This is a genomic window from Verrucosispora sioxanthis, from assembly GCF_010560025.1.
GTDB classification, from domain to species: domain Bacteria; phylum Actinomycetota; class Actinomycetes; order Mycobacteriales; family Micromonosporaceae; genus Micromonospora; species Micromonospora palythoicola.
Genome location: NZ_SAIY01000005.1, coordinates 205,649 through 230,141 on the forward strand (window position 1 = coordinate 205,649; position 24,493 = coordinate 230,141).

At 64.7% G+C, this 24,493-nt stretch carries 17 protein-coding genes and 2 pseudogenes; 7 read left to right on the forward strand and 12 right to left on the reverse strand.

Features of this window, described 5'->3' with window-relative positions; all coding sequences use genetic code 11:
* Positions 1–243 precede the first annotated feature (243 nt).
* The gene (locus tag ENC19_RS16715; protein ID WP_164448090.1) at positions 244–3,291 is read right to left on the reverse strand and encodes an AAA family ATPase; all 3,048 of its coding nucleotides are present in this window, start codon (positions 3,289–3,291) and stop codon (positions 244–246) included.
* Entirely contained in the window at positions 3,291–4,436 is a 1,146-nt protein-coding gene (locus ENC19_RS16720; RefSeq protein WP_164448091.1) for an exonuclease SbcCD subunit D, read from the reverse strand. Before ENC19_RS16720 ends, ENC19_RS16715 begins: the two co-directional genes overlap by 1 nt.
* 479 nt (positions 4,437–4,915) lie before the next feature.
* On the opposite strand from ENC19_RS16720, the gene ENC19_RS16725 reads away from it, so the two are divergent.
* The 3 genes and pseudogenes from ENC19_RS16725 (at position 4,916) to prfH (ending at position 8,456) form a co-directional block, all read left to right on the forward strand.
* Positions 4,916–6,394 (forward strand): recombinase family protein, encoded by a 1,479-nt coding sequence (locus tag ENC19_RS16725; RefSeq protein ID WP_164448092.1) that lies wholly within the window; start codon positions 4,916–4,918, stop codon positions 6,392–6,394.
* Between the two features lie 255 nt (positions 6,395–6,649).
* Positions 6,650–7,851: pseudogene (locus ENC19_RS16730) on the forward strand (RNA ligase RtcB family protein).
* A complete protein-coding gene (prfH, locus tag ENC19_RS16735; RefSeq protein WP_164448093.1) occupies positions 7,848–8,456 on the forward strand; it encodes a peptide chain release factor H in 609 nt (202 codons plus the stop codon). Before ENC19_RS16730 ends, prfH begins: the two are co-directional and overlap by 4 nt.
* A 272-nt stretch (positions 8,457–8,728) precedes the next feature.
* On the opposite strand, the gene ENC19_RS16740 is transcribed toward prfH, so the two are convergent.
* The 7 genes from ENC19_RS16740 to ENC19_RS31850 all read right to left on the reverse strand — a co-directional run bounded on the left by ENC19_RS16740 (position 8,729) and on the right by ENC19_RS31850 (position 15,682).
* Positions 8,729–9,181, reverse strand: a complete 453-nt coding sequence (locus tag ENC19_RS16740) for a SitI3 family protein (protein WP_164448094.1) — start codon at positions 9,179–9,181, stop codon at positions 8,729–8,731.
* 13 nt (positions 9,182–9,194) lie between these two features.
* Complete coding sequence (locus ENC19_RS16745; RefSeq protein ID WP_164448371.1) at positions 9,195–9,605, reverse strand: CdiA C-terminal domain-containing protein; 411 nt, start codon at positions 9,603–9,605, stop codon at positions 9,195–9,197.
* A 167-nt stretch (positions 9,606–9,772) separates the two neighbouring features.
* Positions 9,773–10,303, reverse strand: a complete 531-nt coding sequence (locus ENC19_RS16750) for a DUF6244 family protein (RefSeq protein ID WP_164448095.1) — start codon at positions 10,301–10,303, stop codon at positions 9,773–9,775.
* Between the two features lie 909 nt (positions 10,304–11,212).
* The gene (locus ENC19_RS16755; protein ID WP_164448096.1) at positions 11,213–12,892 is read right to left on the reverse strand and encodes a B12-binding domain-containing radical SAM protein; all 1,680 of its coding nucleotides are present in this window, start codon (positions 12,890–12,892) and stop codon (positions 11,213–11,215) included.
* A 45-nt stretch (positions 12,893–12,937) separates the two neighbouring features.
* A complete protein-coding gene (locus ENC19_RS16760; RefSeq protein WP_164448097.1) occupies positions 12,938–13,852 on the reverse strand; it encodes a hypothetical protein in 915 nt (304 codons plus the stop codon).
* A gap of 9 nt (positions 13,853–13,861) precedes the next feature.
* Entirely contained in the window at positions 13,862–14,776 is a 915-nt protein-coding gene (locus tag ENC19_RS16765) for a 2-hydroxyacid dehydrogenase (RefSeq protein ID WP_164448098.1), read from the reverse strand.
* A complete protein-coding gene (locus ENC19_RS31850) occupies positions 14,777–15,682 on the reverse strand; it encodes a M14 family metallopeptidase (protein ID WP_164448099.1) in 906 nt (301 codons plus the stop codon).
* Between the two features lie 1,733 nt (positions 15,683–17,415).
* On the opposite strand from ENC19_RS31850, the pseudogene ENC19_RS16775 reads away from it, so the two are divergent.
* Positions 17,416–17,639: pseudogene (locus ENC19_RS16775) on the forward strand (helix-turn-helix domain-containing protein); the annotation flags it as partial.
* A 380-nt stretch (positions 17,640–18,019) separates the two neighbouring features.
* On the forward strand, positions 18,020–19,102 hold the full coding sequence (locus ENC19_RS16780) for a class I SAM-dependent DNA methyltransferase (protein ID WP_164448100.1): 1,083 nt from the start codon (positions 18,020–18,022) through the stop codon (positions 19,100–19,102).
* Here ENC19_RS16780 and ENC19_RS16785 read toward each other — a convergent pair.
* Positions 19,099–19,509 (reverse strand): hypothetical protein, encoded by a 411-nt coding sequence (locus ENC19_RS16785; RefSeq protein WP_164448101.1) that lies wholly within the window; start codon positions 19,507–19,509, stop codon positions 19,099–19,101. The two genes, ENC19_RS16780 and ENC19_RS16785, sit on opposite strands and share 4 nt — an antisense overlap.
* Before the next feature lies 1 nt (position 19,510).
* Here ENC19_RS16785 and ENC19_RS16790 point away from each other — a divergent pair, with 1 nt between their 5' ends.
* Positions 19,511–20,452, forward strand: a complete 942-nt coding sequence (locus tag ENC19_RS16790; protein ID WP_164448102.1) for a hypothetical protein — start codon at positions 19,511–19,513, stop codon at positions 20,450–20,452.
* 286 nt (positions 20,453–20,738) lie between these two features.
* Positions 20,739–21,227 carry a hypothetical protein gene (locus tag ENC19_RS16795; RefSeq protein WP_164448103.1) on the forward strand — a complete coding sequence of 163 codons (489 nt, stop codon included), beginning with the start codon at positions 20,739–20,741 and terminating at the stop codon, positions 21,225–21,227.
* Positions 21,228–21,297: 70 nt separating this feature from the next.
* Here the strand turns inward: ENC19_RS16795 and ENC19_RS16800 are convergent, their stop codons facing one another.
* Together ENC19_RS16800 and ENC19_RS16805 are read right to left on the reverse strand one after the other, a co-directional pair.
* A complete protein-coding gene (locus ENC19_RS16800; protein WP_164448104.1) occupies positions 21,298–21,579 on the reverse strand; it encodes a hypothetical protein in 282 nt (93 codons plus the stop codon).
* Positions 21,580–21,919: 340 nt separating this feature from the next.
* On the reverse strand, positions 21,920–24,490 hold the full coding sequence (locus ENC19_RS16805; protein ID WP_208020934.1) for a DEAD/DEAH box helicase: 2,571 nt from the start codon (positions 24,488–24,490) through the stop codon (positions 21,920–21,922).
* Positions 24,491–24,493 lie beyond the last annotated feature (3 nt).

Consider the following 24,493-nt stretch of genomic DNA (forward strand, 5'->3'; position numbering starts at 1 on the left):
CGTCAACTGATCACTCGTAGCACCAGCCGGACAGCTGACCAGTGCAGCATCCCCGCGCTCGAGGTTTTGTCGGGTCACCGACACTCGCAACTTGAACAAAGCGCGGGACACTTGGCGTTCCTCACGGCCCGGAGACGCGGCCCGCGGGGATCGTTGTTTGGTGGTAGTGGCTTGACCAACCGGAGTCGTTAAAGCCCTGGTAGCTGAGCTTGACCGGGAGTAACAGGCGTAGACAAAGTGTCCTCAGTCGATTGCTTGGGTTTCGACGGCCACGGTGGAGCCGGTGGCTGTCTTACGGACGTAGAGGCGGGATGGAATCCGCCGACGTAGTTCCGCGACGTGGCTGACCAGTCCGACGGTACGGCCACCTGAGCGCAGGCCGTCGAGGGCGTCGAGTACCTGGTCGAGTGCCTCTTGGTCGAGAGTCCCGAAGCCTTCGTCGACGAAGAGGCTGCCGAGTTGGGTGCCGCCAGCCTCAGCCAGGACGACATCGCTGAGGCCGAGCGCCAGGCACAGCGAGACCAGAAAGGTTTCCCCGCCGGAGAGGGTGGCCGGGCGGCGTTCCTGGCCGGTCCAGGCGTCGACGACGGACAAGCCGAGCCCATTGCGGCCGGCGCGGCGGCCGGTGTCCGACTCGGTGACATGGCGCAGCAGGTAGCGGTTGTGGGTGACCTGCCCGAGTCGGGTGTTCGCCGACGTGACGACGTGCCGGAACCGGTGGGTCAGCACATAGGTGGAGAGGGTCATCCGGGTACCGCTGTCGCTGCTCTTGCCCTCGACGAGTTGGGCGAGGCGGTTGGCGATCTCGTACTCAGCGCGGATGGGTCTCCACTGAGCGAGGGCGTTGACCAGATCCGGGCCCAGCTGCTTCAGCCGGTCGTGTTGCTCGACGGCGAGGCCATGCTGGGCGTGCAGCTCCGTGGCCCGCAGTCGGGCGGCTTGGTAGGTCTGTTCGCTGCCCTCAACGTCCGGTGATGGTTGGTGTGCGGCGGCGAGCAGGGTGGGGTCCTGTGCTCGTCCTGCGGCCTGGTGGTACTCGCCGTCGAAAGCGTCGATACGCTTCTGCAGGTCGACGATCTCGGGGTCGGTCAGGGCTGCGGCCCGCGCTGCCACGGTGTCGGCGAACTCCGACAGGTGCAGGTGGTGCTGCGCCTCCCGGTGGGCGTCGGCGAGTTCCCTTCCTGCCTGTAGCCACTGCCCCAGGTTGGTCGCTGCGGTCCTGACCTCGGCGATTTCCCCGGTCAGGCGGGTCACCCGCACCCGCAGGGTCTTGTCCTGGCCGCGGACGGCGTCGATGGTCTCGTCGAGTTCGTTGATCTGCGCGGTCAGGGCGGCCTGCTGGGCGTTCGCCACCGCTTCGTCGCGGCCGATGTCGGCGGCTTCGCGGTGCTGATCGGCCAGCATCACGTCGAGGGTTTCCAGGTGGGTGCCGAGTTCGTCGGCCAGTTTCGTCGCCTCGGTCGCCGCCCGCACCGCCTTGCGTGCCTCGGTGACCGTCGACTTCGCATGGGCTGCGGTCAGGTCACCGACCGTCTCGGTGACTTCGTTGAGCTGGGCTTTGATGCGCTCGACGGTGATCTCGGCGCTGCGACGTTCGTCGAGCAGTTCGCCCGCCTCCGTCTTGGCGTGGTCCTCGTCGGCGGCGGAGACGGCGTCGGCGGCTGCCTGCGCGGGTTCGGGGTGTTCCGGGGAGCCACAGACCCCGCAGGGCTGACCGGGCCGCAGTTCACCGGCGAGCTCCGCGGCCATGCCGGCCAGCCGACGCTGCCGTACGTCGAGGTGCCGGGCCTCGGCGGCTTGGTGGCGGTCGACGGCAGTACGCCGTTCCTCCTCGGCGGTCGCAAGCTGCGCGGTGAGGTCGTCGCGGCGCTTGCACGCCTTGGCCTGCTTCTGCGCCTCGTCCAGCCGCAGCTCGGCGGCCTCCCGGTCGGCGGCCACCGCCAGGGCCTGCTCGCGCCGGCCAGTGATTTCGGCATGCTCGACCGGCAGCTCGACCAGGCGGGCGTTGACCTTCTCGCTCCGGCTGGCCAGATCTTCGAGCTTCTTGCCGACCGCCGTCCGCTGCCCTCGCAGCGTGGTCCGTCGCGCCTCGCTGTCGATCGCGGCCTCGGCGGCACGCAGCTGCGTGGTGCGGGTCTGTTCCGCCCGACTCAGCGCGTCGACGTCGAGGTCGGCCACGTCGACGGCGTCCCCACCGTCCGGGACAGTCAGCGCAATACGGTCCGGCAGCACCGCCACGTCAGCGGGCAGCGAGGCGAGGTGTTCGATCGTCGTGCGGCGGAGCAGGTCGAGGTCGGTGTGCCGCCGGTCGACCTGGTCGAGGTACGGCTTCAGCGTCGCTGCCGCGCGGGCGGAGTCGAGCTGGCGCTTCCAGCGGTCACGCTCCGGCTTGCGTGTCGTCAGCTCATCGCGCTGCTGCACCGCCGCCTGATACTCCCGTTGCTGCCCGGCGAGGGTCGCGGCGGCCTGCCGAACCTGGTCGAGGCGCTGCTCCTCCGCCGTACCCACGGCCATGTTCTGGGCCAGGGCCTCCACCAGGTCAGCGGCCCGGTTTCGGTGCACGGCGGCCCAGGCGTCCAGCTCACTCAAGGTGTCAGGCTTGTCGAGATCGGCGGGCACCTCGACCTTGACCACCTCGGCGAAGCGCTGCGTCAGGTCGCGGATCGTGCCAAGGGCCGCGCGTTCCTGCTGGCCGAGTTGCGTCCGGTGCTCCGCCAGCCATCCCTCGGCGCGGGTGAAGATCTCGATGTCGAAGAGGCGCCGCAGGAGCCCCTGACGGTCGTCGGCAGACGCCTGCAGGAACCTGGCGAACCCGCCCTGGGGCAGCAGGACCACCTGGCAGAACTGCTGGACGTCAAGGCCGGTCTCCGCCCTGATCAGGTCGGCGGCTTCCCGGTGGTCCCTGGTGACGAACTCGGTCCGGTCCGGGAGCTGTTCGACGATCTCGATAAGGGCCTGTTGCCGGGTGGTCCCGCTGCCGCGTCTACGGGGACGCATCCACTCCGGGCTGCGGCTGATCAACAGCCGTCGGTTGGTCAGGGTGACGTCCAGTTCGACCCGGGGGCCGACACCAACGGCGGCATGCTGCGAGTGCAGCGACTTGGCATCGTCCCGGAAACCGGGCACGGACCCGTACAGGGCGAAGCAGATCCCGTCCAGGATCGTGGTCTTCCCCGCGCCGGTATCCCCGTGGATCAGGAACAGACCGTCGGCCGTGAGCGCCTCGAAGTCCACGCTCACCGTGTGAGGAAACGGCCCGAAGGCGGTCATGGTCAGCCGGTGCAGTCGCATCAGCGGGTCACCTCCACCCGGCGCAGCTCGTCGAAGGTCCGCTGCAGCAGCGCGACCTCGTCGTTGTCCGCCGGCCGACCACGCACCTCGGTCACGAAGTCAAGCGCCACCTCCACCGGTGACAGCCGATCCAAATCGGCGAGATCCCGGCCGCCCACCTCGACGGCCAGGCTCGGCACCACGAGCTTCAGCAGATGTGGGAACCGACGCTTGAGCCGCTCGTGCGGCGACAACGGACGCACCGCATCGGTCAACGTCGCCTCGACCCAACACTGCTCATACGCGCTGTAGGCAGGGCTGTTCAACAATTCCTCCACGGTGCCGGTGAGCCGGGCCATCCGCCTCGGCACCGGAGCAGGAACCTCCTCCACACCGCGCAGCCCGTCGACGCCAAAATCCACCAGATAGGACGACTTGACGTGCGCGGCCTCGGAAAAGCTGAACGCCAGCGGTGAACCGCTGTACCGCAACCCGTCGGCCAGACGCTGACGCCCGTGCAAGTGACCCAACGCCACATAGTCGACGCCCTCGAACACCGCACCGGGCACATGCTGCACCCCACCCACGCTGATGTCCCGCTCAGTGTCACAACCCTGACCGCCGGACACGAAGGCGTGCGCCATGACAACGGACCGATAGCCGGGACGAAGGGCCAGATCCGACCGAACCCTACCCGTCGCGGCACGCAGCGCCGCCGCGTGACTCCGATCCTCGACCCCCCAGGCGGCCACCGCCGACGCCGGTTCGAGGAACGGCACCGGGTAGCAAGCGACCCTCGCGTCCTCATCCTCCAGCAGCACCGGCGTACCCACCGCACCCGTGCCCACCCGCACGTGCACACCGGCCCGCTCCAGCAACCGGGAACTGACACCCAACCGCGCCGGCGAATCATGGTTCCCGGCGATGACGACCACCTGGGTTCCCGCCTCCAGCACGAGCCGTGTCTGCGCCTGATCCCACAGACCGACCGCGTCCGGCGGCGGCACCGCCCGGTCGTAGAGATCACCCGCGATGAGCACCGCATCGACCCGCTCGCTCCGAGCGCATTCGACGAGGTGGTCGATGAACGCCTGATGCGCGTCGTGCAGGCTGATGCCGTGCAGATGGCGGCCCAGATGCCAGTCCGAGGTGTGAAGAAAACGCACGAGCCGAGACGCTAGAACATCCATTGACCGCAGCACATCGCCCCAGCCGACCACACTTCCAGACGAAGATCGGGTGTGTCCCGGCAGTCCGTACGGGAAACCTTTGCTATGGCATGGCTGGAGGACCGGCGGGGCAGTCCACTTGGCACCGTCGGCGCCACTGGCCTTGGAGGGCCCCGTGCCATACCACCACAGCCGACCCGTCGCACTGTCTTACACTCCGGCGGGGAAACCTCGGGTGAAGGGTCGCCCGGTGTAGACCATGCGGTGAGCTATCCCCACTTTGGCGGAGAGAGGACTCCAGCAAGTTCGGGCGGGGATACCGACACACGGCCGACACTGGCACCGCGCCAGGCGAGTAATAGCCTTACCCCTCCTCCGCGCCGACGGGTGCGGTGAGTGGCCGAGTCCAACAAACCACTACATCGTTGTCCATCCATACCGAGGCCTGACCGTAAGCCTCGGTATGGGAGGTCCTGATGCAGTACACGCCGGAACTCGACGGCCCTGACCTGCTCGGCTGGTGGATACGGCAGCCGCCCCGGCGGGGCCGCCCCCGGACGCGGTACCAGGCAACATCAAAGCCGCTGGGTATCCCATTCGCGTTCTACGGCCGGATGTCGACGCGGGAGTTCCAGGACCGGTTGTCGTCGGCGCGGTGGCAACGCGACTTCGCCGAGGACGTGATCGACGGCCGGGGCGTAATCGTCGCCGAGTTCTTCGACGTCGGCGAGTCCCGTCAGGTGCCCTGGACGCGCCGCCCGCAAGCCGCACGGCTACTGGCAGCTCTCGCGGACCCTGGCCGGGGGTTCGACGCGGTGGTCGTGGGCGAGTTCGAGCGAGCGTTCTACGGCAACCAGTTCCGCGACCTCGCGCCGCTGTTCAACCTGTACGGCGTGCAGCTGTGGCTGCCCGAACTCAACGGACCGGTCGACGCCAGCAACGAGTTCCACCTGTCGCTGCTGGCCCTGCTCGGCGTGCACTCGAAACGAGAGGTCCAACGCTCCCGGTTTCGGGCCAAGGCGGCGATGCGCGCCCAGGTGGTCGAGCAAGGCCGGCATCTCGGTGGCCGACCGCCCTACGGCTACCGGCTGGCCGACGCGGGCCCGCACCCGAACCGGGCACACGCCAAATGGGGACGCATGGCCCACCGGCTGGAACCTGACCCGTCCACTGCACCGCATGTGCACTGGATGTTCGCCCAGCGCCTCGCCGGCCGCAGCATCGCCGGAATCGCCCGCGACCTCAACGATCGGCATGTACCCTGCCCGTCCCGCGTCGATCCCGGCCGCAACCCGCACCGCAGCGGCACGGGATGGACGCTACGCACGGTGGCGGCGATCCTCGCCAACCCTCGCTACACCGGCCGGCAGGTCTGGAACCGGCAGCACACCGACCGCGGCCCACTCGACGCCGCCGATGATCTCCTCGGCCAGTCGGAGGCACGCCGCTGGAACCTAATGCAGCAATGGGTGATTTCCCGGGACATCGCGCATCCGCCGCTGGTCAGCGAGCACGACTTCGTCGCCGCCCAACAGGCCAACGCCCTGCCCGCACCGGCCGACGGCGCGAGCGGGCGCTACCTGCTCACCGGGCTGATCCGCTGCCAGGAATGCGGACGGTTCCTCGACGCCCACTGGGTCAACAAGCACGCCGCCTACCGCTGCCGCCACGGCCACCGCACCGCCTCAACAGGTGACGCGCCCCGGCCGCGCAACGTCTACATCCACGAAGCCAAAGCGATCACACAACTCGCCGAATGGATCGGCATCCCGGCCGCCGACCCCCACACGGTCACCGACGCGCTACTCGAACACGAGCTCCACGTCACCTGCGCGATCGGCGGGACACTGACCATCACAAAGATCTCCGACGCGGCCACCGCGCATCGACTACCCGCGATCCCGCACCAGCGCAGGACAGCAGAAACCCCCACCGAGACGCTCCATCTACCGTGAAGACCATCCGTGGGGGTTAACGTGTCCGAGTCTGCGCATTTTCGGCGCCATCGCGCTCGTCCGTGCCTAGCTGGGCCGGGCGGGGACGTTCTCGGGCGGCGGGGTGGTTCGCTTGGACGGGCCCGAAAGTCTGTTGCCGGCGACTATGAGTTCCGGGACGCTGGGGGCATGACGTTCTGAGGGAGCACCTTCGTCGCCGCCACGCCTTCGCGATCGGTGGCCGTCCATCCCCCCTTTGGCGAGAAGCGAGCGTCCTTGTCCGTTAAGCCTTTCCGGCAGGAGTCCCTGCCGGCACCTACTCCTGCCACCGTTACCGTCTTCGCCTCTTCGGCCAGCTGGGTCGAGTCCGACGCCGTCGACCAGTGCCACCAGGTGGCCACCCTCGACGGCATGGTCCATGTCGCCGGCATGCCGGACCTGCACCCCGGCAAGGGTGCCCCTATCGGCGCCGCCATGACCTCGACGGTGCTTTACCCGCACCTGATCGGCTCGGACATCGGCTGCGGCATCGCCGTCTTCCCGATCGCGCTGAAGCGGGTCGTGCCGGAGCGGCTCGCCGCCCGCTTTCCCGACCTGGACCGCCCGCTCGACCCGAATCGGGACGCCGACGACCCGGCCTGGTCCGTGCTGGACGGTAACGTCCCCGCCGGCTACCTCGACGGTCTCGGTACCGTCGGGCGGGGCAACCACTTCGTCGAGCTGGCCCGCGTCGGCGAGATTCTCGACCCGGGCAACGCCGCGCGGCTCCAACTCGCCACCGGCGACACCGTTCTCGTCGTGCACAGCGGGTCGCGCGGCCTCGGCGAGCGGATCCTGCGTGAGCACACTGAGCTGCGAGGCGCCGGTCCCGCCGACGACCCGGCCGGGTACCTGGCCCGACACGACGACGCTGTGCGCTGGGGTTCGCTCAACCGGCGGCTGCTGGCCGCCCGGACCGCGATCGCGCTGGGCGCCAAGCCGACAGCACCGATCGTCGACCAGTGCCACAACCTGGTCGAGGTACGCGACGGGCACTACCTGCACCGCAAGGGCGCGGCCCCGGGCGACGGCCGAGACGTGCTCGTCGCCGGCACCCGCGGCACCCCGTCGTACCTGGTGGCCGCGCACGCGGGCGCGCAGGCCAACCACTCGGTGGCACACGGGGCGGGCCGCAAGATGTCCCGGGCCGACGCGCTGCGCCGGGGCCGGGCCAAGCACACGGTCGACGAGCTGCGCCGCACCCCGGTGGGTTCGCTGGTGGTCTGCGGCGATCGGCAGCTGCTGTTCGAGGAGGCCCCGACCGCGTACAAGCGAATCGAGCAGGTGATCGCCGACCTGGTCGGCCACGGGCTGGCGACCCCGGTGGCGACCACGGTCCCACTGGTCACCTACAAAACGCCGGACGTGGGGCCGCGGCCCGCAGCGACCGGCGACCCGAGCGCCGGCAGGCCGAGCACCGGCGGCGGGGGCGGCGGTGATCCCGCACCTGCTGCTGTCGGCGGGCCGCGGCCCGCAGGAGTGCGCATGGGCGCTGGCTCAGCTGCTGCGCCGACTGGACGCCGACGCCACCCAGCACGATGTGGGCGTAGTACGGCTGGAAAGCGTCGCCGGCGACCGGCCCGGCACCTACCGGTCAGTCCTGATCCGGCTCACCGGCGCGGGTGCGGAGACGTTCGCCGCCGCCTGGACCGGGACGTTGTGCTGGCAGGCGCCCAGCCCCTACCGTGCCGGCCACGGCCGGAAAAACTGGTACGTCGCCTCCCGGCGCTGCGAGGTCGACGCCGCGGTCAATCCGTTCACCGAGGCCGACGTGAAGGTGGTGGCCGTACGCACCGGCGGGCCCGGCGGCCAGCACCGCAACAAGGCCAGCACCGCAGTGCGGGCCACCCACCGCCCGACCGGCACCGTCGTGGTGGTCGACACCGAGCGGCAGTTCGGCCTCAACCGGAGCATCGCGCTGCGGCTACTGCGGCAACGGCTCGCGGCCGGTGACGAGGCGGCCGGGCGGGCGGTCGTTGCCGCCCGGTGGCGCGTCCACGACGAGCTGGTCCGCGGCGATCCCGTGCGCATCGAACGCCCCTGACCGCCCTTCGCGCCTCCGCCCACGGGTCGACACACAGAGGCGTCCTGAGCCTCTCCCGAGTTGAGGCAACGCGCGTCGCTCTCACTGTCATCGCCACCACCCTCCGTAACCCGCTCCAGGAACACCCCGTTACCTTTTTGATCGTCCCCAGCCTGGGACCCTCGGTCGCCCAGCCCGGTATGACTTAAGACCAACAGCAGCACTGACCGCCAGGCCGGGCCGCGCTGAGACGACACCCACTGCGGACGTCCGCGTCCCCGACGCGGTGAAGGTCAGCCGATGACGGACCGGTCGAGGTGGTAGTGGTGCCACCAGTCCGGGCGGTAGGTGCGGATGACACCGTCGGTGCGGGTCAGCAGAAGGTAGTTGCCGTCCTGCACCAACGCCGCGTCCTCGTGACGGCCGGCGAGGACTCTCTTGACTGCCGCCACCATGTTGGGGATCCCCTTTTCGGCGATGTCGTCGGCGCGCATGGAGAAGGTGACGGACACGTACGTCGCGGGTTCCCATTCCCACCGGGCCTCGTCGTCGGTTTCGGCTTCCCAGTAGCCGTTCGTTCCGGCGCGGACGGTGATGGCGTAGCCGCGTTGGTCGTACAGGCGGGCGGAGAGCAGGGCAGGGTTCGAGGTGGGGCGTGGGACTTCGCCGGGGTCGGCAGCGGTCAGGGCAGCTACCTCGGCGACGGGCGGGTCACCGGCCAGGACCAGGCGGAACTCCACGGCCATCAGGGGCGCCCTCTCAGTCTCGCCGGACGATCTGACGGATCGTACCGTCGCGGGTGACCACCGCCAGTTCCTTCAGCCCATCGATCGGCCACTGGTCGAACTGAACCCGTAACGCCACCACGTCACCTTCCCAATCCTTGAGGTTGAGCACCACCCGCTGGGTCTGCTCATCGTCGATCTTCTCCCGGACCTGGCTCCACACGTTGCGCACCGACGTTCGGGCCTGCGGCGAGTAGCAGTCGAAGACGTGCCCTTCGATCAGATAGTCCGGGTCCTTGTCCGGGCTACCACGGTCACCGGTCCGGTCACGGGCGTCGCCGACCTGCTGTCCCGTGGGATTCTGATGCACCCGGTAACCCTTGCCGGCGACGGTGTCGGCGCACTCGTTCTCCAACTCCAAAGCACGTCGGCTGCTGTCGTCGATCCTGGCGCCGACTCGGGTCCGCGGACCCGTCGGCGTGCCGTTCTCGACCCCCGTGGCTCTTCTCCCCCACGCCGGAAGGTCGTCCTGTTGCTGCTCGGACACGACGCGAGGCGTGTCGCCGCGGGTCATGGGCGCAGGGCTGGCCGGCGTGGGAAGACCAGCCCCGATCAGTTTCCCGACGACCCCAATCCCCGCGCCTGCCCGATCGCCGCTTCCGCAGCCTGCTGCACCGCGCCACAACGCTGCACCACCAGCACCAGGACCTGCTTCACGCCGTCAAGAGACTGCAGAAGCGGGCCCGGCTGCCCGCCCCGCAGCACCGTACCGACGAGTTGCCGGGCCTGATCGACATGACCGATCGTCGCAGCTGTGGCTTCACGGGCACCAGCGATCGCCTGCTGCACCTGCGCCAACCCGGAGAGGGTCTCCTGCGGAGTGGCAGCCTCCCGAGGCACACTCGCGGCAGCGGTAGCCGCCTCACCCACCGTCCCAGCGGCCCCACCCAGCCCCGCCTGAACAGCGGAAATCGAGGCACGAACCCGCGCCATCCCCGCCGCGACCGCCGCGAACCCCGCACCCACAGCCCGGGCAGCGACCTGCTGAACCTGATGATCAGCCGCCGCAGTGAGACTCCGCGCCCGCTCCAAACCCGCAGTCACCGCCCGCAACTCGCCAGAGATCTCCTCCACACTCGACACGAATCAACCACCCCGACCGAGAACCGACTCCGAACCCAGCAACCTACCCGGCAACACCACTCCCGGCGATACACCGCCATCGAACTACAGGCCTTCTTGCAGCCGGGCCTCTGGCCATTACGAACTACTGGCCTCATGGCAGTAATTGTGATAATTGGTACGGATCGAACCCGGGTGGACCACTCTGGGATCGAACCCGGGTGGACCACTCTGGGATCGAACCCGGGTGGACCACTCTGGGATCGAACCCGGGTGGACCACTCTGGGATCGAACCCGGGTGGACCACTCTGGGATCGAACCCGGGTGGACCACTCTGGGATCGAACCCGGGTGGACCACTCTGGGATCGAACCCGGGTGGACCATACTTGGCAGAAACCGAACCACATTCCCGCAGCTCACGGGCCTGCAGTCGCCGTCGCGCCGGTTCGTCGTCGCGCTCGGCTAACCGGATGACGGGACTCTCGTAGGGACAAGCCAGGACTGCCGCCTACTCCACGACGACGATCGACCCGGCCGCTTCGGCGCTGGCAGCAACGGCTCCAGGCCCGCCCACTGCCCGTTGTTGGCGTTGTCGACGCCGGCTCCACCTTGGCTCCGGCACACCATTTTGGGCCGATACTCCAGCGTCACTGGGGCTGTCTGTGCTGATAGTGGGATCGGCGGTCTAGGTGGCAGCAGCAGTCGATCTCAGCCCGGAGTTTGTCCGACACGATCCACGGAGGCTACTCGCTCCTCCTCCCGTTCAGACAGAACCATCCTCACCCCCCGAAGACACGCCCACCAGCAATTCATGAGGAGCTCTTGGCACCAGCCAACCGGAGAACCGCTCCGTCCAGACCCAACGACTGCAGCAACGGCGCTCGTGCCAGTCGCACGCGAAGGTAAACAAAGCGCCGATTGCTCGTTCTTACCAGTCGTCGTCAACATCGAGTACGCGAGCCACTCGTTCCCGCGACATCAGCTGTTTGCCTGCATTAACGATCTGGTCGAGAAATTCAAGTTCGTCGCAGTGGACTGTCCTCGCGAAGTCGGGACCATAACGCGAGGAGAGAGCGAGTCGCATCTCGTCGTTTAGCGCAGCGGTAAGAGCCAGGTCCCGACGCTCGCCGTAGATGCTCTCGATGGCTGATTCTGCGGCCTCGCGGCCCTTTGCGGCAATATCTAATTCCGCCGACCCACACGTCGCCTGCTCATAGTCCTCGGTAAATCTACCTGTATGCACCAGACTATCGCGGTTAATTTCTGCGTATGGCGAACCCGTTACAGGGACAAAACTAGCGATTGTCACTGAGTGAAGAGCCGGCTCCGATAGAATGAACCGCACCGTCCGCTCCTCCGCCTCGGCCGAGGAGCCGGGATAGCCAAACAAGGTGTATACATAGACGTGAACTCCAGCTCGCGCGCAATTGCTGAAGATCTCCGAGTAGTGTCTCACCTGGTTAATGCGCTTGCCCATCGATGCTATCGCCGCTTCGTCAGCAGACTCCAATCCAAAGTAGGCTTGGCGACAGCCAGCCGCGCCCAACTCCGATACAAATGCCTCGTTGCGGAAACGGGCTTCCGCTATAGCGTAGACCTCAAATTCAATCCCCATCTCTTTTAGGCGCGGGAGCATGCTCCGGATCAGGTCCGGAGGTATCGCCTCATCAACAAATCGGAAATAACGTACGCCGTATTTTGAAACAAGCGATGATATCTCGTCACAGACCGCACTAGCGGCTCGGGTGCGAAAACGCGGGTCCCACGACTCATGTATAGTGCAAAATTTGCAGCGCCCCCAGTAACACTTGCGACTTGCCAGTACTGGCAATATCGGAACGAGTGAGACGTAATTTTCGACTTGATAGTCTGAGTACTCACCATCTCCCGTTTCATCAATAGCAGTCACGGCATTCGTGACGAACGGCGCCACCATCACCGCGCCGCCCGCCGAACTCTTCGTAACGATACGGTCATCACTTCGAGTAAGAGGTCGCCCGTTCTCCACGGAGTCGAGGATCGCCAACAGCGGCTCTTCACCTTCTCGACGTACAAGATAATCCCAGACATCGCCAAAGGCGCCTTCAACGATAGGGTAAAGACGCGACAGAAGGGAGCCGCCCCAAACGACAACTGCATCGGGAAAGTGACGCTTCACCAAGGTCGCTAGCCTAAAAGCAGGAAGGATTTGATCCTCTACACTCAAGTTTATTCCAACCGCCCGTCCCTCGAGCGAATTTAGCAGCCTATCAAAAAGCCCATCAAATGGCGTCGATCCAACATCCATGAACTCCCTGATTTGCTGGATATCTCTGCGATCGTACGGCGTACCTAGGCTGCGCAGCGTGAGAGCATAGCCCGGGTTTACCACTGCCCACGATTTGAAGCACGCCTTTAGCCAGCGATCAAACTCAAACGCCACTTTTATCCCGGCTGCGGCATCGGGCGCGCTGTGGAGTCTTTTCCGAAACCGAGCAAGATCCGGACCCAACGACGAACCTATGACCAAATCCCTGAAGAACTCGATGTTCAAATCGTGGCAGGTCACACTGTGCTGGGAGTGCCTCGTGATATAGCCCTTGAGAAGCGGAAGCGCGCTATGCGGCATAGCCGGATCGTGTGCGGGAGGAAAAACTAGATCTATATGCATTCGTCACCACTCTGCCAATTGGGTAGTCGACGGAATGTTTCGCAGAATCTCGACTTGCTCCAGCACTTTCCGACCGAACTCGGTGCGGGTTGAGGACCGAAGGTAAGCACGATTTAGAAGCTCCGTGGCTCCAGCACCTGGATCCATGAAGAAGTTGATACCCCAAAATGCCTCGTCATCCGCTATAATGCAGTGCAGAACCGGGCCGATCCGAGTCTCATAGTATTTAAAACGACAGGCGACATCAGGCTTCAGAGAACCATCACGAAGGCGCTCCTGCACAACCTCTACCATGACATCGCGATAGTGCTGTTGCTCACGACGCATCACGACGCTATTTCCCAGAGTAAGCATCTTTGACATGCTTTGATAGGTCTGCTCTTCGGCATCACAAGCGACGGCTAACACGTGAACTTCCAAGCTGGCGTGACGTTGTAGCTGACGAAAGGCTGCCTCCAGAAACCCCACGGCGAGTGCACGCGAGTTTCGCCACGTAACAATGTACAGACGTCGGCTCACTCGTCGAATGGCGTCGTCCGCAAACGCGTCTGTCCAATACCCGTCACGTAGAAGCTGTGCTCCCGGAATACCTTCGTCAGCAGACACTTCCGGGACTAATATTCTGGTTGCCGCATCAAGCTCGGCACTGAGGCGTAGGAGGTCTGCCTTTACGATCTCCTGCTGCCTCGGAGTTGCCGTGCCATCGAGCGTTTCAGCGTCGGCAGCAAGGGCACTATTGAGATCCTGCAGCCGCAAGGCTTTCGACAACAGTTCGCGCTCAGATTTTCGCGCCCTTGCGATGCGTTGCACTCTTAGCAAAGTAGCGATGGCGACAGCTGCGCTGATTATGCCGAGAAGATCGGCGGCCCGATTTATGCCCGACCAATAGCCCTCAGACGCAGCTGCGCCAAACATCATCACGTCACCTCAGTTCCTACTGGCTAAATCTGCGAGTCGATCAATAAGCTCATTGTCCAATCGGGCATCGGACTCTACGGTCAGACCAGCGACGTGCGGCGTAAAGACGCAACTTGGGTGGTTAAGGAGCCGTCCGTTCGCATCGTCGTAATCGCCAGCGTAACCGGCCAATCGCCCACCCTCAAGAGCTGCCAACACTTCATTCTCGTCGACAACACCAGCCCGTGATGTATTAATCAGGAATGCAGATGGACGCATCTGCGCTAAGAACGCCCGGTCGACGATCCGCCTCGTTGAATTCGTCAATGGAATACTGAGAGAGACAATGTCGCTAGAGGCAGCCAAATCTTGGAGGCTCATGAACTGGGCAACCTCGTCCCTGCCGGCATCCCGAGAGGCCCTAGTGGCAATCACATTCATTCCCAGACTCTTGGCCATCTTGCCGACCAGGCTACCAATGTTCCCGTACCCAACCAGCCCGAGCGTTTTTCCATTTATCTCTATTGGTAGACCAGCGAGGTCTGACCTACCTCCGCCTGAGCGAACAACCTGGTCTCCACGCTTCAACTTTTTTACTAGACACAGCATAAACGCGATGATGTGCTCGGCGACTGAACGAACGTTGGCAGTCGGCGAGTTAACGACCTCAATTCCTACTTCTCTCAAGGCGTTAAGATCAAGATGATCAAAACCCACTGACAGCGAACCTATAACCTTAGTCCTGACATTATGATTTGCCAGCAATTCCGAAGTAATCTTCTCGCGAGCTCCGATAATTACAACGTCAAAATTTGTAAGAACCTCGCCAAGCTCCTCTTGGTTTGGACGGTTATCGAGATACACGACTTCGTCGAATATCGCGTTCGCGCGCTCTGCGAAATACTGGTTATCTTGCATGCTCTTGATGACGACGACTGCACGCACTTACGGGCTCTTCTCTAGATCAATAACACGGACCGCCCAGTAGCCGGCGGCCACCAGGGTCTTTCGTCTGAAGCAGACAGGGATACATGTGGACGGAGCAGTCAGAATCTCCGTGTCGCCGGCGCGGCCCTGTACAACGAGTATTGGCTTTCCTCTCTCGACGATCGACCCTGGCTCACACATAATGATTGATGCACCCGACGTTCTCGGAACGAGATCAGTCATCTGTCCGCTCGAGATGGGCCCTACCTCGCTCGCACCTGCTTTACACCATGCCTCCACCTCCGTTAGCAAACGGTCACTCCAGTAGTCGACGTAACTATCATTGGGGATCTCGTGGCTCGGAAGCTCCAGTGTGACTGAGGCCAGGGGGGCTTGCCCGACCGCTTTCCTCAGATGACACTCATCGAATGGGCCTGCTGAAGGGGCCCCGTAGAATACATGCGGGATATCGTCGAATGTGCGAAGCCGCGTTGCCGGACAGGATGCGTAAACATGCGCCCAGCCAAATTCAGGGGTGTGAACGTCGATAATGACGTCTCGATCCTGCGACAATCGCCAGAGCCGGTGCGCAAGTACCTCGTCAATCGTTTTCGGCTCACGACCCGGATGTCCGAAAATTCGGTTCCAGTTCATACCGTCTGCCGATGTCCGTCCTTCGCCTGTCTCAAGGTACCGAGACCATCCGATCGGATTTGAGTTCGGAACTATCCGGATCGGGATTGACGACGGTTCACCTTCCAACTTTCTGCGCAGAGCATGGAGGACTATCATAGAGGCGGATTCATTCGCGTGTAGTTGCCCCTGCAGATAAACCGACCTCGAACCTTGACCTACTTCAGGACCATAATCAAAGAACGGAATGTCGAGCCGGTCGTCGATGTCGCTGAAAGGCCGTGTGGTCACGAATGCTGTCCTCTTCTAATCCAGTAGCTAGAAAGGATAACTCGTGGAGCAACCCGTAGCGGCATTATCTTGTGCAACCCGCGGGCGTCGAATAGGACGAGGGTACCCGCCCTTCCGGTTGCCACCACTGGTCGAGTATTCAACATCTCACAAATACTCTTATGCTGATGGGGCCAATAGCATCCGACGTAGGCAGAATCTTCGTCGTGAATTAGGGTGTCCGGGCCGGCGCGGAATACATTGAAGATCTCTTCGTCCATTCTTTTCCGCCACGCGCCATAGTGCGTACGCGGCGTGTAAACGAACGGGCCATTCAACTCGTCTACGTCAACCATATATAGGAAGGCTTTGTAGCGCGGCCGCCAGGTATCAATGTGGAAAAAGTGTTCAAATGCGCCAGTATTTCCAACTACTGTTCGATACTGCACCGTCGCCCTATGCATTGTTGCGGTCGAGCCAAGGGCGCTTTCCATAGCGTCTCGTATATAATTATTAGAGAAGAATGGCGCAAGCGCCGGAATGCTGTCAGCGTTTAGCTTAAAGCGCGTTTGTGTACCCTCGGGTGAGAGCATGCACGTGTCGATTGCAGGCAACGATTCTCGCATGGATGTGATATCGCTTGTCGTCATGAAGTCGTTGATCACCTGTATGCCATCGGTAAGCAAGGAAGCCCATGGATGGCGCTTCGAGGCTGCGGCTGACCTGAGCTGGGCATACTCCTTGGCAAGAGCCGAGTACTCGACTCCGAAGGAGCCTTCCGTTCGAGGTGTCATATTTCCGACACTTCCGCTCGACGTGTTGGGCGGGGATTCGCAAGGCGGTTCTAGCGAGAGGAACAAGATATCCGCAGTGAATGATCAAGACAACGTTCTCGTCGTCCATCGTGCACGACGACTCATACGACGGTCGGGGGCATGGTGACCAGGTCGAGTTCGCCAGGCCCTTTCACCTGCGGCCAGCAGCGACTTGAACTGGGGCGATGCGAGCTGCCACGCCTTCGCGGAGATGGACTGGAAAACTGACACGCGCCAGACGGCGATGGAAGTTCTAACGCCGTAGTGGCTGTCACCGCGGTCGGGAGCCGTGTGAGGTGAAAGGCTCCGGGAGAAGGCGAGCCGTTTCATCGTGGTCGAGGGGACCCGAGCAGGTAGGCAAGGGCGTGTCGCTGCGCCAGCTAGGACGAAGCTCCTGCAGTCGACCAAGACGCACGGCCTAGCACAGGAATTCGTTGCTGACCTATCCTGCCAGCATCCCGCTGTCCACCCGCAGTCTGACCCGCCTGACCGAGTTGACCCGCTGTCGGGGTACAAGATCGTCTACACAGGCGCGTACGGCTACGTGTGTAGAGCCTGTCGTACCCGCTCTCCTGGGTTGATCAACAACCCGGATGGCCAGCCGAGTTGCTCGTGACCTTGCAGTGGCGCTTGCACCGGAGTGCTGATAGCGGCGGGCGATAGGCGTTGAGGAACTTCGGTGCACGGCTCCAGCCAGGCGCTGTCATCGGTAGCAAGCCGATCCGCAGCAGCCGCGAAGCGGCGAGGAGCGGAAGCGGCGCGGTAGTACACGGTGCCGACGGCGATGAGTTCTTCGTGGAGATAGGGCGACTCGGGCCAGTTGATCATTCTAATTCCGCTGTCCGATTGCGGCAGACCTGTGCAAGATCAGCCGTACCCAGCTGTGTACTCCAACGAGTACCCCGAGACCCGCGACCGATGCCGCATGCTCGGCGGCCGCAGGCGCTGATGGCCTTGGCCCATCTGCGCAACGGTGACACCCCTCACCCGGCTGGCCGCCGGCTTCGAGGTGTCGGTGGCCACCGTCTGGCGCTACCTGTGCGAGGCCGGGGATCTGCTCGCCGGCTGCGCCGACGACCTTGCCGCCGCGATGCGCCGTGCCGCCGAGGCTGGCGTACGCCAGCCTCGGCGGCGCGCTGACCTCGATCGACCGGGTCGCCGATTAGCGCCCCTGCTACTCGGGCTTTGAAGATCTGAGTGCGCCGCTGCGCAGTTCGGTCTGACTCGTACTCTGGATGGCCCTCCGGGTGCACTTTGTTTGGGCTGTCGGCCGGGTCCGTGGCGCTGCTGTCGCTGCTAGACCGGGACAGGCTGTCCCGAATGGAGGGCCTTGCTGCAAGAAGGCACCGTCGCGGTCCTGACCGTGAGGCGCCAGCCCGGCTGCGGGTTGCCATCCCGTTCTAGTAGGGAGGACAGCCGTGACGTTCATGTCGCTGGAGGGCCCGCATGAGACTCCGACCGCGGAAGTGTCGGACCCCGGGTGGTAAGACTGTCGGACAAGTCCAGCGATCCACGCTGACACCAGCCACTATAGAGTGCGGCAGTGAGAGACAGCTCGCAGGATCTGGTTAACCTCATCTGGTCCGCCGCCGACCTTCTGCGAGGCGAGTTCCGAGCGAGTGAATATAGTTCGGTTCTCCTCCCCTTCGCCGTGCTCCGCCGCCTTGAGTGCCGCAATCTGCTCGGCGGCCGGAGCCTCGTCTTCCAGGTGCACGCCCGCACCGACCCACTTGATGCGCTCCGCGTCATGCATGACAGCGCCCCGGCGGAGCTGGCCGACCTACTGGCCGGGCTCGACTTGCACGCCATCGCCTCGCGACTCGCCGAGGCTGGTCTCCTGACCCTGGTGATCGCTCGGTTCGCCGCGCTCGACCTCAGCGAGCAGGCCGTCTCGGACGCCGAGATGGGCTCGGTCTTCGATTCGCTGGTCCGCCGTTCCGCCGAGACCACGGCAGGCTTCGCCGGAGAGCACTTCACCCCGCCGGATGTGATCGCCCTGCTCGCCATGATGATCGTTGCGCCCGACGCCGCTCGACTGGCTCGCCGCACCGCACCAATCCGTGTCTACGACCCGGTCTGCGGAGCTGGCGGCTCCCTCATGGCGCTCTGGGCCGCCGCCGGTCAGCTGAGCCCGGTGGAGTTGTTTGGCCAGGATCTCAACTACGCGTCATCCGCGCTGACCTCTGCCACCCTGCTGATGCACGGGCTCGACCCCGGTGGCATCGCCCTCGGTGACACTCTGAGCAATGACGCCCACCCCGAGGCCACCTTCGACTACATGGTTGCTGCCCCGCCCTTCGGCGTGGAGTGGAAGAAGGTCGCGGGGGAGGTCAAGAAGGAGGCCGCGCTCGGCGATGCCGGCCGCTTCGGTGCTGGCCTTCCGCGCATCACCGACTCCTCACTGCTTTTCCTTCAACATATGCTGGCCAAGATGCGCCCGCCGGAAGACGGCGGCAGTCGCCTCGCCGTCCACTTCAACAGCAGCCCGCTGTTCACGGGGGCGGCTGGCAGCGGCGAGTCCGAGATCCGCCGTTGGATCCTCGAGAACGACCTTCTCGAAACCGTGGTGGCCCTGCCTGAGCGGCTCCTCTACAACACACGCATCCCTCTTACATTTGGGTTCTAACCAATCGCAAGGAGCCCAGCCGCGCCGGCAACGTCATCTTGATGGACTGCCGCCGGCACTTCGCGGCGATGCGCCGCTCGATCGCCGACAAGAGTAGATATCTGACGACCGAGCAGATCTCCGAGATCACCGCAATCCGGCGGTCGGCCACCGCCACCAAATCGGCGCTCACCCCGTGCGCCGCCGGTGACGTCGTCGGCAGCCCCGGCGACTGGCACCTGCTGCCACCCGGGTTCGGCGAGGCCTTCACCCGTATGTCCGTACTCCGGCCGCTTCGCCGCACCGGCCGCGCGCTGTGCGAGTTCCTCAACGCCCCACATAACGCCGGGTACGACCACCGCCTCCACCCACTCACCGATCTGCCGGTGCCAGCCGAGATCCTCAACGACGAGACGTTCAGCGACCACCTTGAGGACCTCCGCCAGTCCCGCGCTGACCTCGCCCGCCCGGATCACCGCCGGCATCCTGCCCAACGCGTTCGAGGGGACCCGCGCAGACCTGGCCACGACCCGGCGCGCGGTCAGCGTCTCGCTCGCCGACGCGGCCCTCACCACGGAACTGCTCCAACCGCTAGAGGACCCGTTCTGGCGCGCCGAGTACGCGTACCCGTTCCCCATCGCCGCCCTGGCTCGCCACTATCGGATCGCCGCCTCACCCGCCCAGAGCAAGGAAGCGCTGCTCAAGTTGGGCGAGTCGGTCGCCCGTACGATCGGTGGTCTTGCTCTTGCCGTGCTGGTCGGTCGCAACGACAACCGGATGTCGTCCGAGCTGCGCCGCAAGTTCGAGCGCAGCGCCACCTGGGGCACCTGGAACTGGATGATCAAGGACTTGCGCACGGCCGGTTCGGTGCCCGAGCTCCCCGAACTCGACAGCATCCTCGACGAGAACGGCACCCACACCCTGCTCACCCAGGCCCTCAGGTTCCGCAACAACTCGGGGCATTCCTTCGGCGTCCAGCCGGCGCACGAGTTGGAGGAGGAGATCGCCCAGATCGAGCCGGTCGTCCAGCTCATCCTCGAGTCCGCCAGCTGGCTCGCCCAACTTCAGTACGACCTGGTCGACCGCTGCGAGTACACCGGCACCGGCTTTCGCCTGATCGGCCGGCGGCTGCGCGGCAGCCACCCCGACTGGGAGCCGTTCGATCGCCTGGACTCCGGCCCGGTCACCCCGCACCGCGTCGACGTCAACGGCCCCTCCAACGCAGCGGCGATCGAACTGTGGCCGACCGCTGGCGCCGAACTGTGCCCGAAGTGCCGCCAGTGGGAGTTCTTCGTCATCAATGAGGTCCACCGGTACACCGCCACCCTGCGCAGCGGCCGCGACCACGAGATCGACCGCCAGCTGACCTGAACAGCGGCAGTCTGGGGTCGCACGGATCCGGTGCGCGAGCAGCGACAGAACGCTCGGCTGCCGCCGTTCCTCGACGTCGACCACCCCCTGGGCGAACGCCGCATCCTGGCACTCGGCGAATCCCGGCGTCCCGCCACCCTCCCACCGGACGAAGGCCGACGGCAGGCCGGGGGCGGCTGTGTGCAGCCGGAACTGAGCCTCCGTCAGTACACTCCGGCCCGAGATCCTGTTAACCCCTTACGACATCGCCTCTATGCGCGCGTCTAGGACAAGCTGGGAGCGTTGGATGCAACCCGATGAGGCCCTCGTGCGTTCCTGGCTGCAATCTGCTGTTGAGGACGCCTACGAGGGTGAACGTCAGCTATTTCAGGAGCGGGCCCACGAGCGGTCGGTCGTCTTCCACATCGCCCGGCGCCTGGCTACCCGCGTCGAGGCATGGGCGTGCGATGCGAACTCGGCGGGGTGGTCGGTGGACGTCGAGTACGACAGATGGCATCCCGGGGATGTCGAGTGGTTGAAGAAGCGGCTCCGCGGACTCGATGGGCATGACGAGAGTGACGTCTATCCCGACCTGATCCTTCACCGCCGATCGGGCTCATCGGCTGAACACAACCTGCTTGTGGTCGAGGTCAAAAAGGAGGGTGCGCGCGGTCGCGAACATGACTTGGAGAAACTACGCGGTTTTGTGGCACACCCATTCTCCTACCGGCTGGCCGCATTTATCACGCTGTCCGCGGACGGTGGAGAGCCGCTGTGGCACTGGATAGCGGACTGATCAGGTGAGTCGATCGAGTACGTGCCGCGTCTACCCAAGTTCCGCCGCTGGCCAATCAAACCGGGGCGGTTCAGAGGAGGTTGTTGGTTCGGCCGCCTCGTCCCCTGCGATGGATCACCAGATCGGGACGCATGTGGGTGCCGTCCGCCGGGTTCCGGGTCTTGCGGCGCGCTGCCGTGCCCTCGCGGTCATACTCCGCATCGACGTCCCAGGGGCCGTCCACACGGTTGGCAAGGTGATGGCCCAAGCGGAAGCACAGCGAGTTCTCACCCACGCCGAGGTCGAACAGCTGCCGGTCCTGTTCGTAGAGATCCCGCAGGGCCTGCTTGAGCCAGCTGAGCGCCGCCGTCACGCGTTGACCCTACGTGAGCATGCAGGCGCGCCTCCCCCGACCCCACGTTGCTCGACGAGCAGCGGCCGAGCTTACCGGCCACTCGCTCGACCACTGCGTATCGTTGACAAGAGTCGACAATTTACGCTCCTCGAACCCTGTGATCATGGCTTCGTCATCGACTGTCAGTATTTGCGCTGAGCTGCGCAAACGACCAGGCGGAGTGATCAACAGTTGTCGCCATTGTTCAACCGTTGGCAGGGGTTCTCGGAGGGTAAACGGGGGCCGCAACCAGGCGCGGCGCATCGCTGTCGCCAACGCCTAATTCGAGAAGCCGGCAGGTGAGCGCCAGCCTCATCGATTATTGCGGGGCGACCGGGTTGGCCGTGAGCCGCTCGCGCACCTGTTCAGGCAGCAGACCCTCTTGACTGAAGTGGTTGGCGACCAGCGCCCGGAGTTGGTTGTCATCGAGACCAGGACGCTGAGCCATCAGGTCGCCCCATGCGCGTGCCGCTGCTTCCGCGAGTCCGAGTACGACGTCCGGGTGGACAACATGGACGTGAGCCTCAGCGCCTGCCGCACCGGTGGGGTCAACGGCCGGTTTGGGAGAGACGATCACGGTGGCACTGTCCGGCGGGATGTCGGGGACCGCACGATCGGACTTGAGCAGACGAAGTTGATCGCCGGCCTGACGAATGTCCTTCTGTGGCACGAGGCCGGACGGCTCGTGGTCACTCTTCGCGTCGATGGCCAGCCAGAGGTGATGATCCCAGCACCACGTGGAGTCGCATCGACCGAAGCCAGGCGGCTTCTGCGCATCGGCCCCCAAGAGGTAGCCGAGCCTGGTCAGGGCAGGCTCGTACACGGTCGGCTTGCGTTCCTTGAGGGCAGCGAGCATCTCCTCGGCCACTGCCGTGACCTTGGGAATGGAGGTGCTTCTCAGTCGGGTTGCGACCGACGCAACTGCGGTTGCGGAAGGGGACGAGAGTGCAGACGCCCCAACGGTCGGTATCGGAGCGAGTTCCCGGATCCACATCGAGGGTTTGGCTGCGGCTTCGGCCTGGGCGACAAGAGCGACCGCGTTCTGCCGAAGTGCCTGGTTGGCCGTGGTGACTCCGGCTTGGTCGGCCCAGGTAGCCCCCAGATAGAGCCAGAATGAGCGGTAGCCGCGTAGGGCGTCGCCGCCCTTGCCCAGTTCCAATGCGGCCTCGTTGGCGCGGGCGCTGGCCTCCTGCCATTCACCCATGCCGGCCAACGACCATGCTTCGACCTCGCATTTGACCGCGGCGGCTAGCGCTGCGCTGGCCGGCGGAGGTGTCATCGTGGCCTCATTGCGTAGCTCAGTGATGATCGGCTCGGCATCGGTGCGCCACGCGTCGTCCTGGCGCAGGAACGTCGCTACGTTGTCGAGGATATCGGCGGCTGATGACCGTTGGCTGTTCTGAATCCCGAAGTCGATCTCCGCCTGAAGCTCGGGATCGAGAGTCTGTTGGATCTCGGGTCTGACCATGTACGTCGTCAGATCGGCACCCAACACGATCACGACGGCCCAATCATTCGGGCCGCGTGTGCAACGACCAACTCCTTGCACGACGCGCGTACGGACACGTTCGGCCAGGGCGGCGCCTGCGCGGACGTTCTGCGACAGGAAGCGTTCTTGGAGGTTGTCCGTGTCCGGTTTGCCGTTCAGGACGACGACGCGGCAGTCGTCGCCGGGAAGATCGAGCCCGTCATACCGAGCCGCGAGGCCGCAGACGGCGTTTGGTAACGCGGCGAACTGCTCCATCCCGCCTTCGACGTCGTTGATGCCGAGCACAGGCCAGCCGGGTTGGGCTAGGTCACTCGCGGTGCTGATGGCGGTCTTGGTATCTGGGGCGAGGACCAGGGCCTTGCCCGCTGCTGCCACAATGGACCGGGCAAGTTGCTGAGTATCGGTGACCTCAGCCAGCTCGGGGAAGACAAAGAACCTGCGACCAGACCTCGGTGTGGGCGATGTGTCGGGCAGCGCTACCCGCGTGATCGCCGGACGCCCAAAGGCCCGTTCGAGTTCTCCACCGCTGCCCAGGGTCGCGGACAGGTAAATGCGCTGTGCAGCGTGCGTGAAGACGGGGTTCTTGCTCGTGGGCGGGATGCCCGGCCGGATCAAAATGGCACCATAGGAGACGTATGCCAGGCAGCTCGGAATAGCGTCCCTGATCATGGAGTATCGGTACGTCCAGGGCGCTGGGAGCTGGGCGAGAACCCTGTCGATCTTGCTGACCATCTCGGGCTGGCGCAGGGGGACGACCAGGCGAGCGCTGCGGTACATGCCGGGATCCGGCGTGTAGTCGCGCAGCCGTTGCAAGGGGATGCCGTCGATCGCCGGCGCGAGGACGTCGAGGAGATCGTTGTACGCCTTCTCATTCGCCGATCGCCGGATCTGGATGGCGTACTGCTCGCCGACGTACTGCTCTCCGGCGTGCGCGTCGTCGAACAGGAGCAGCTCTGGTACCGCTAGGTGCGGGTTGCTGTTGAAGATTGTGTTGTAGGTGGTCACCGCGACTGCGTCGGCAGCCTCGTACGCCGCGCGGTCCGCGATGGACCAGCTTGCGTGGCTGCCCACGAGGGTTACGGCAGGAACGCCCTCCCGAGCGGCCACTTTCGCGACCTGTGAGGCGAGCTGTTGGGTAGGGCAGGCATAGGCAACTCGACCTGCTCGGGTGGCCCTGACCCAGTTGGCGATTACGAGTCCGGGCAGCGTCTTGCCGGTACCGGTCGGTAGTTCCAGCGCGAGGTCAGGATCTGTGGTGTGGTCGGTGGCATACCGCCGTAGAAGATCCCCTTGGTGAGTCCATAGCCCCGGCACCGCATTGGGCCTGCGTGGGAGGTCGCGGTACATAGCTTCGGGGTTGGCCGCCGTAACAGCCTTCTTCGCCCCGCCCTTGAACGCCACGCT

What these genes read in the sequence shown, in the direction of transcription:
- ENC19_RS16715 (WP_164448090.1), bottom strand. Translation starts at nt 3,291, where the DNA reads ATGCGACTGCACCGGCTGACCATGACCGCCTTCGGGCCGTTTCCTCAC.
- ENC19_RS16725 (WP_164448092.1), top strand. Translation starts at nt 4,916, where the DNA reads ATGCAGTACACGCCGGAACTCGACGGCCCTGACCTGCTCGGCTGGTGG.
- ENC19_RS16740 (WP_164448094.1), bottom strand. Translation starts at nt 9,181, where the DNA reads ATGGCCGTGGAGTTCCGCCTGGTCCTGGCCGGTGACCCGCCCGTCGCC.
- ENC19_RS16755 (WP_164448096.1), bottom strand. Translation starts at nt 12,892, where the DNA reads ATGCCGCATAGCGCGCTTCCGCTTCTCAAGGGCTATATCACGAGGCAC.
- ENC19_RS16760 (WP_164448097.1), bottom strand. Translation starts at nt 13,852, where the DNA reads ATGATGTTTGGCGCAGCTGCGTCTGAGGGCTATTGGTCGGGCATAAAT.
- ENC19_RS16795 (WP_164448103.1), top strand. Translation starts at nt 20,739, where the DNA reads ATGCAACCCGATGAGGCCCTCGTGCGTTCCTGGCTGCAATCTGCTGTT.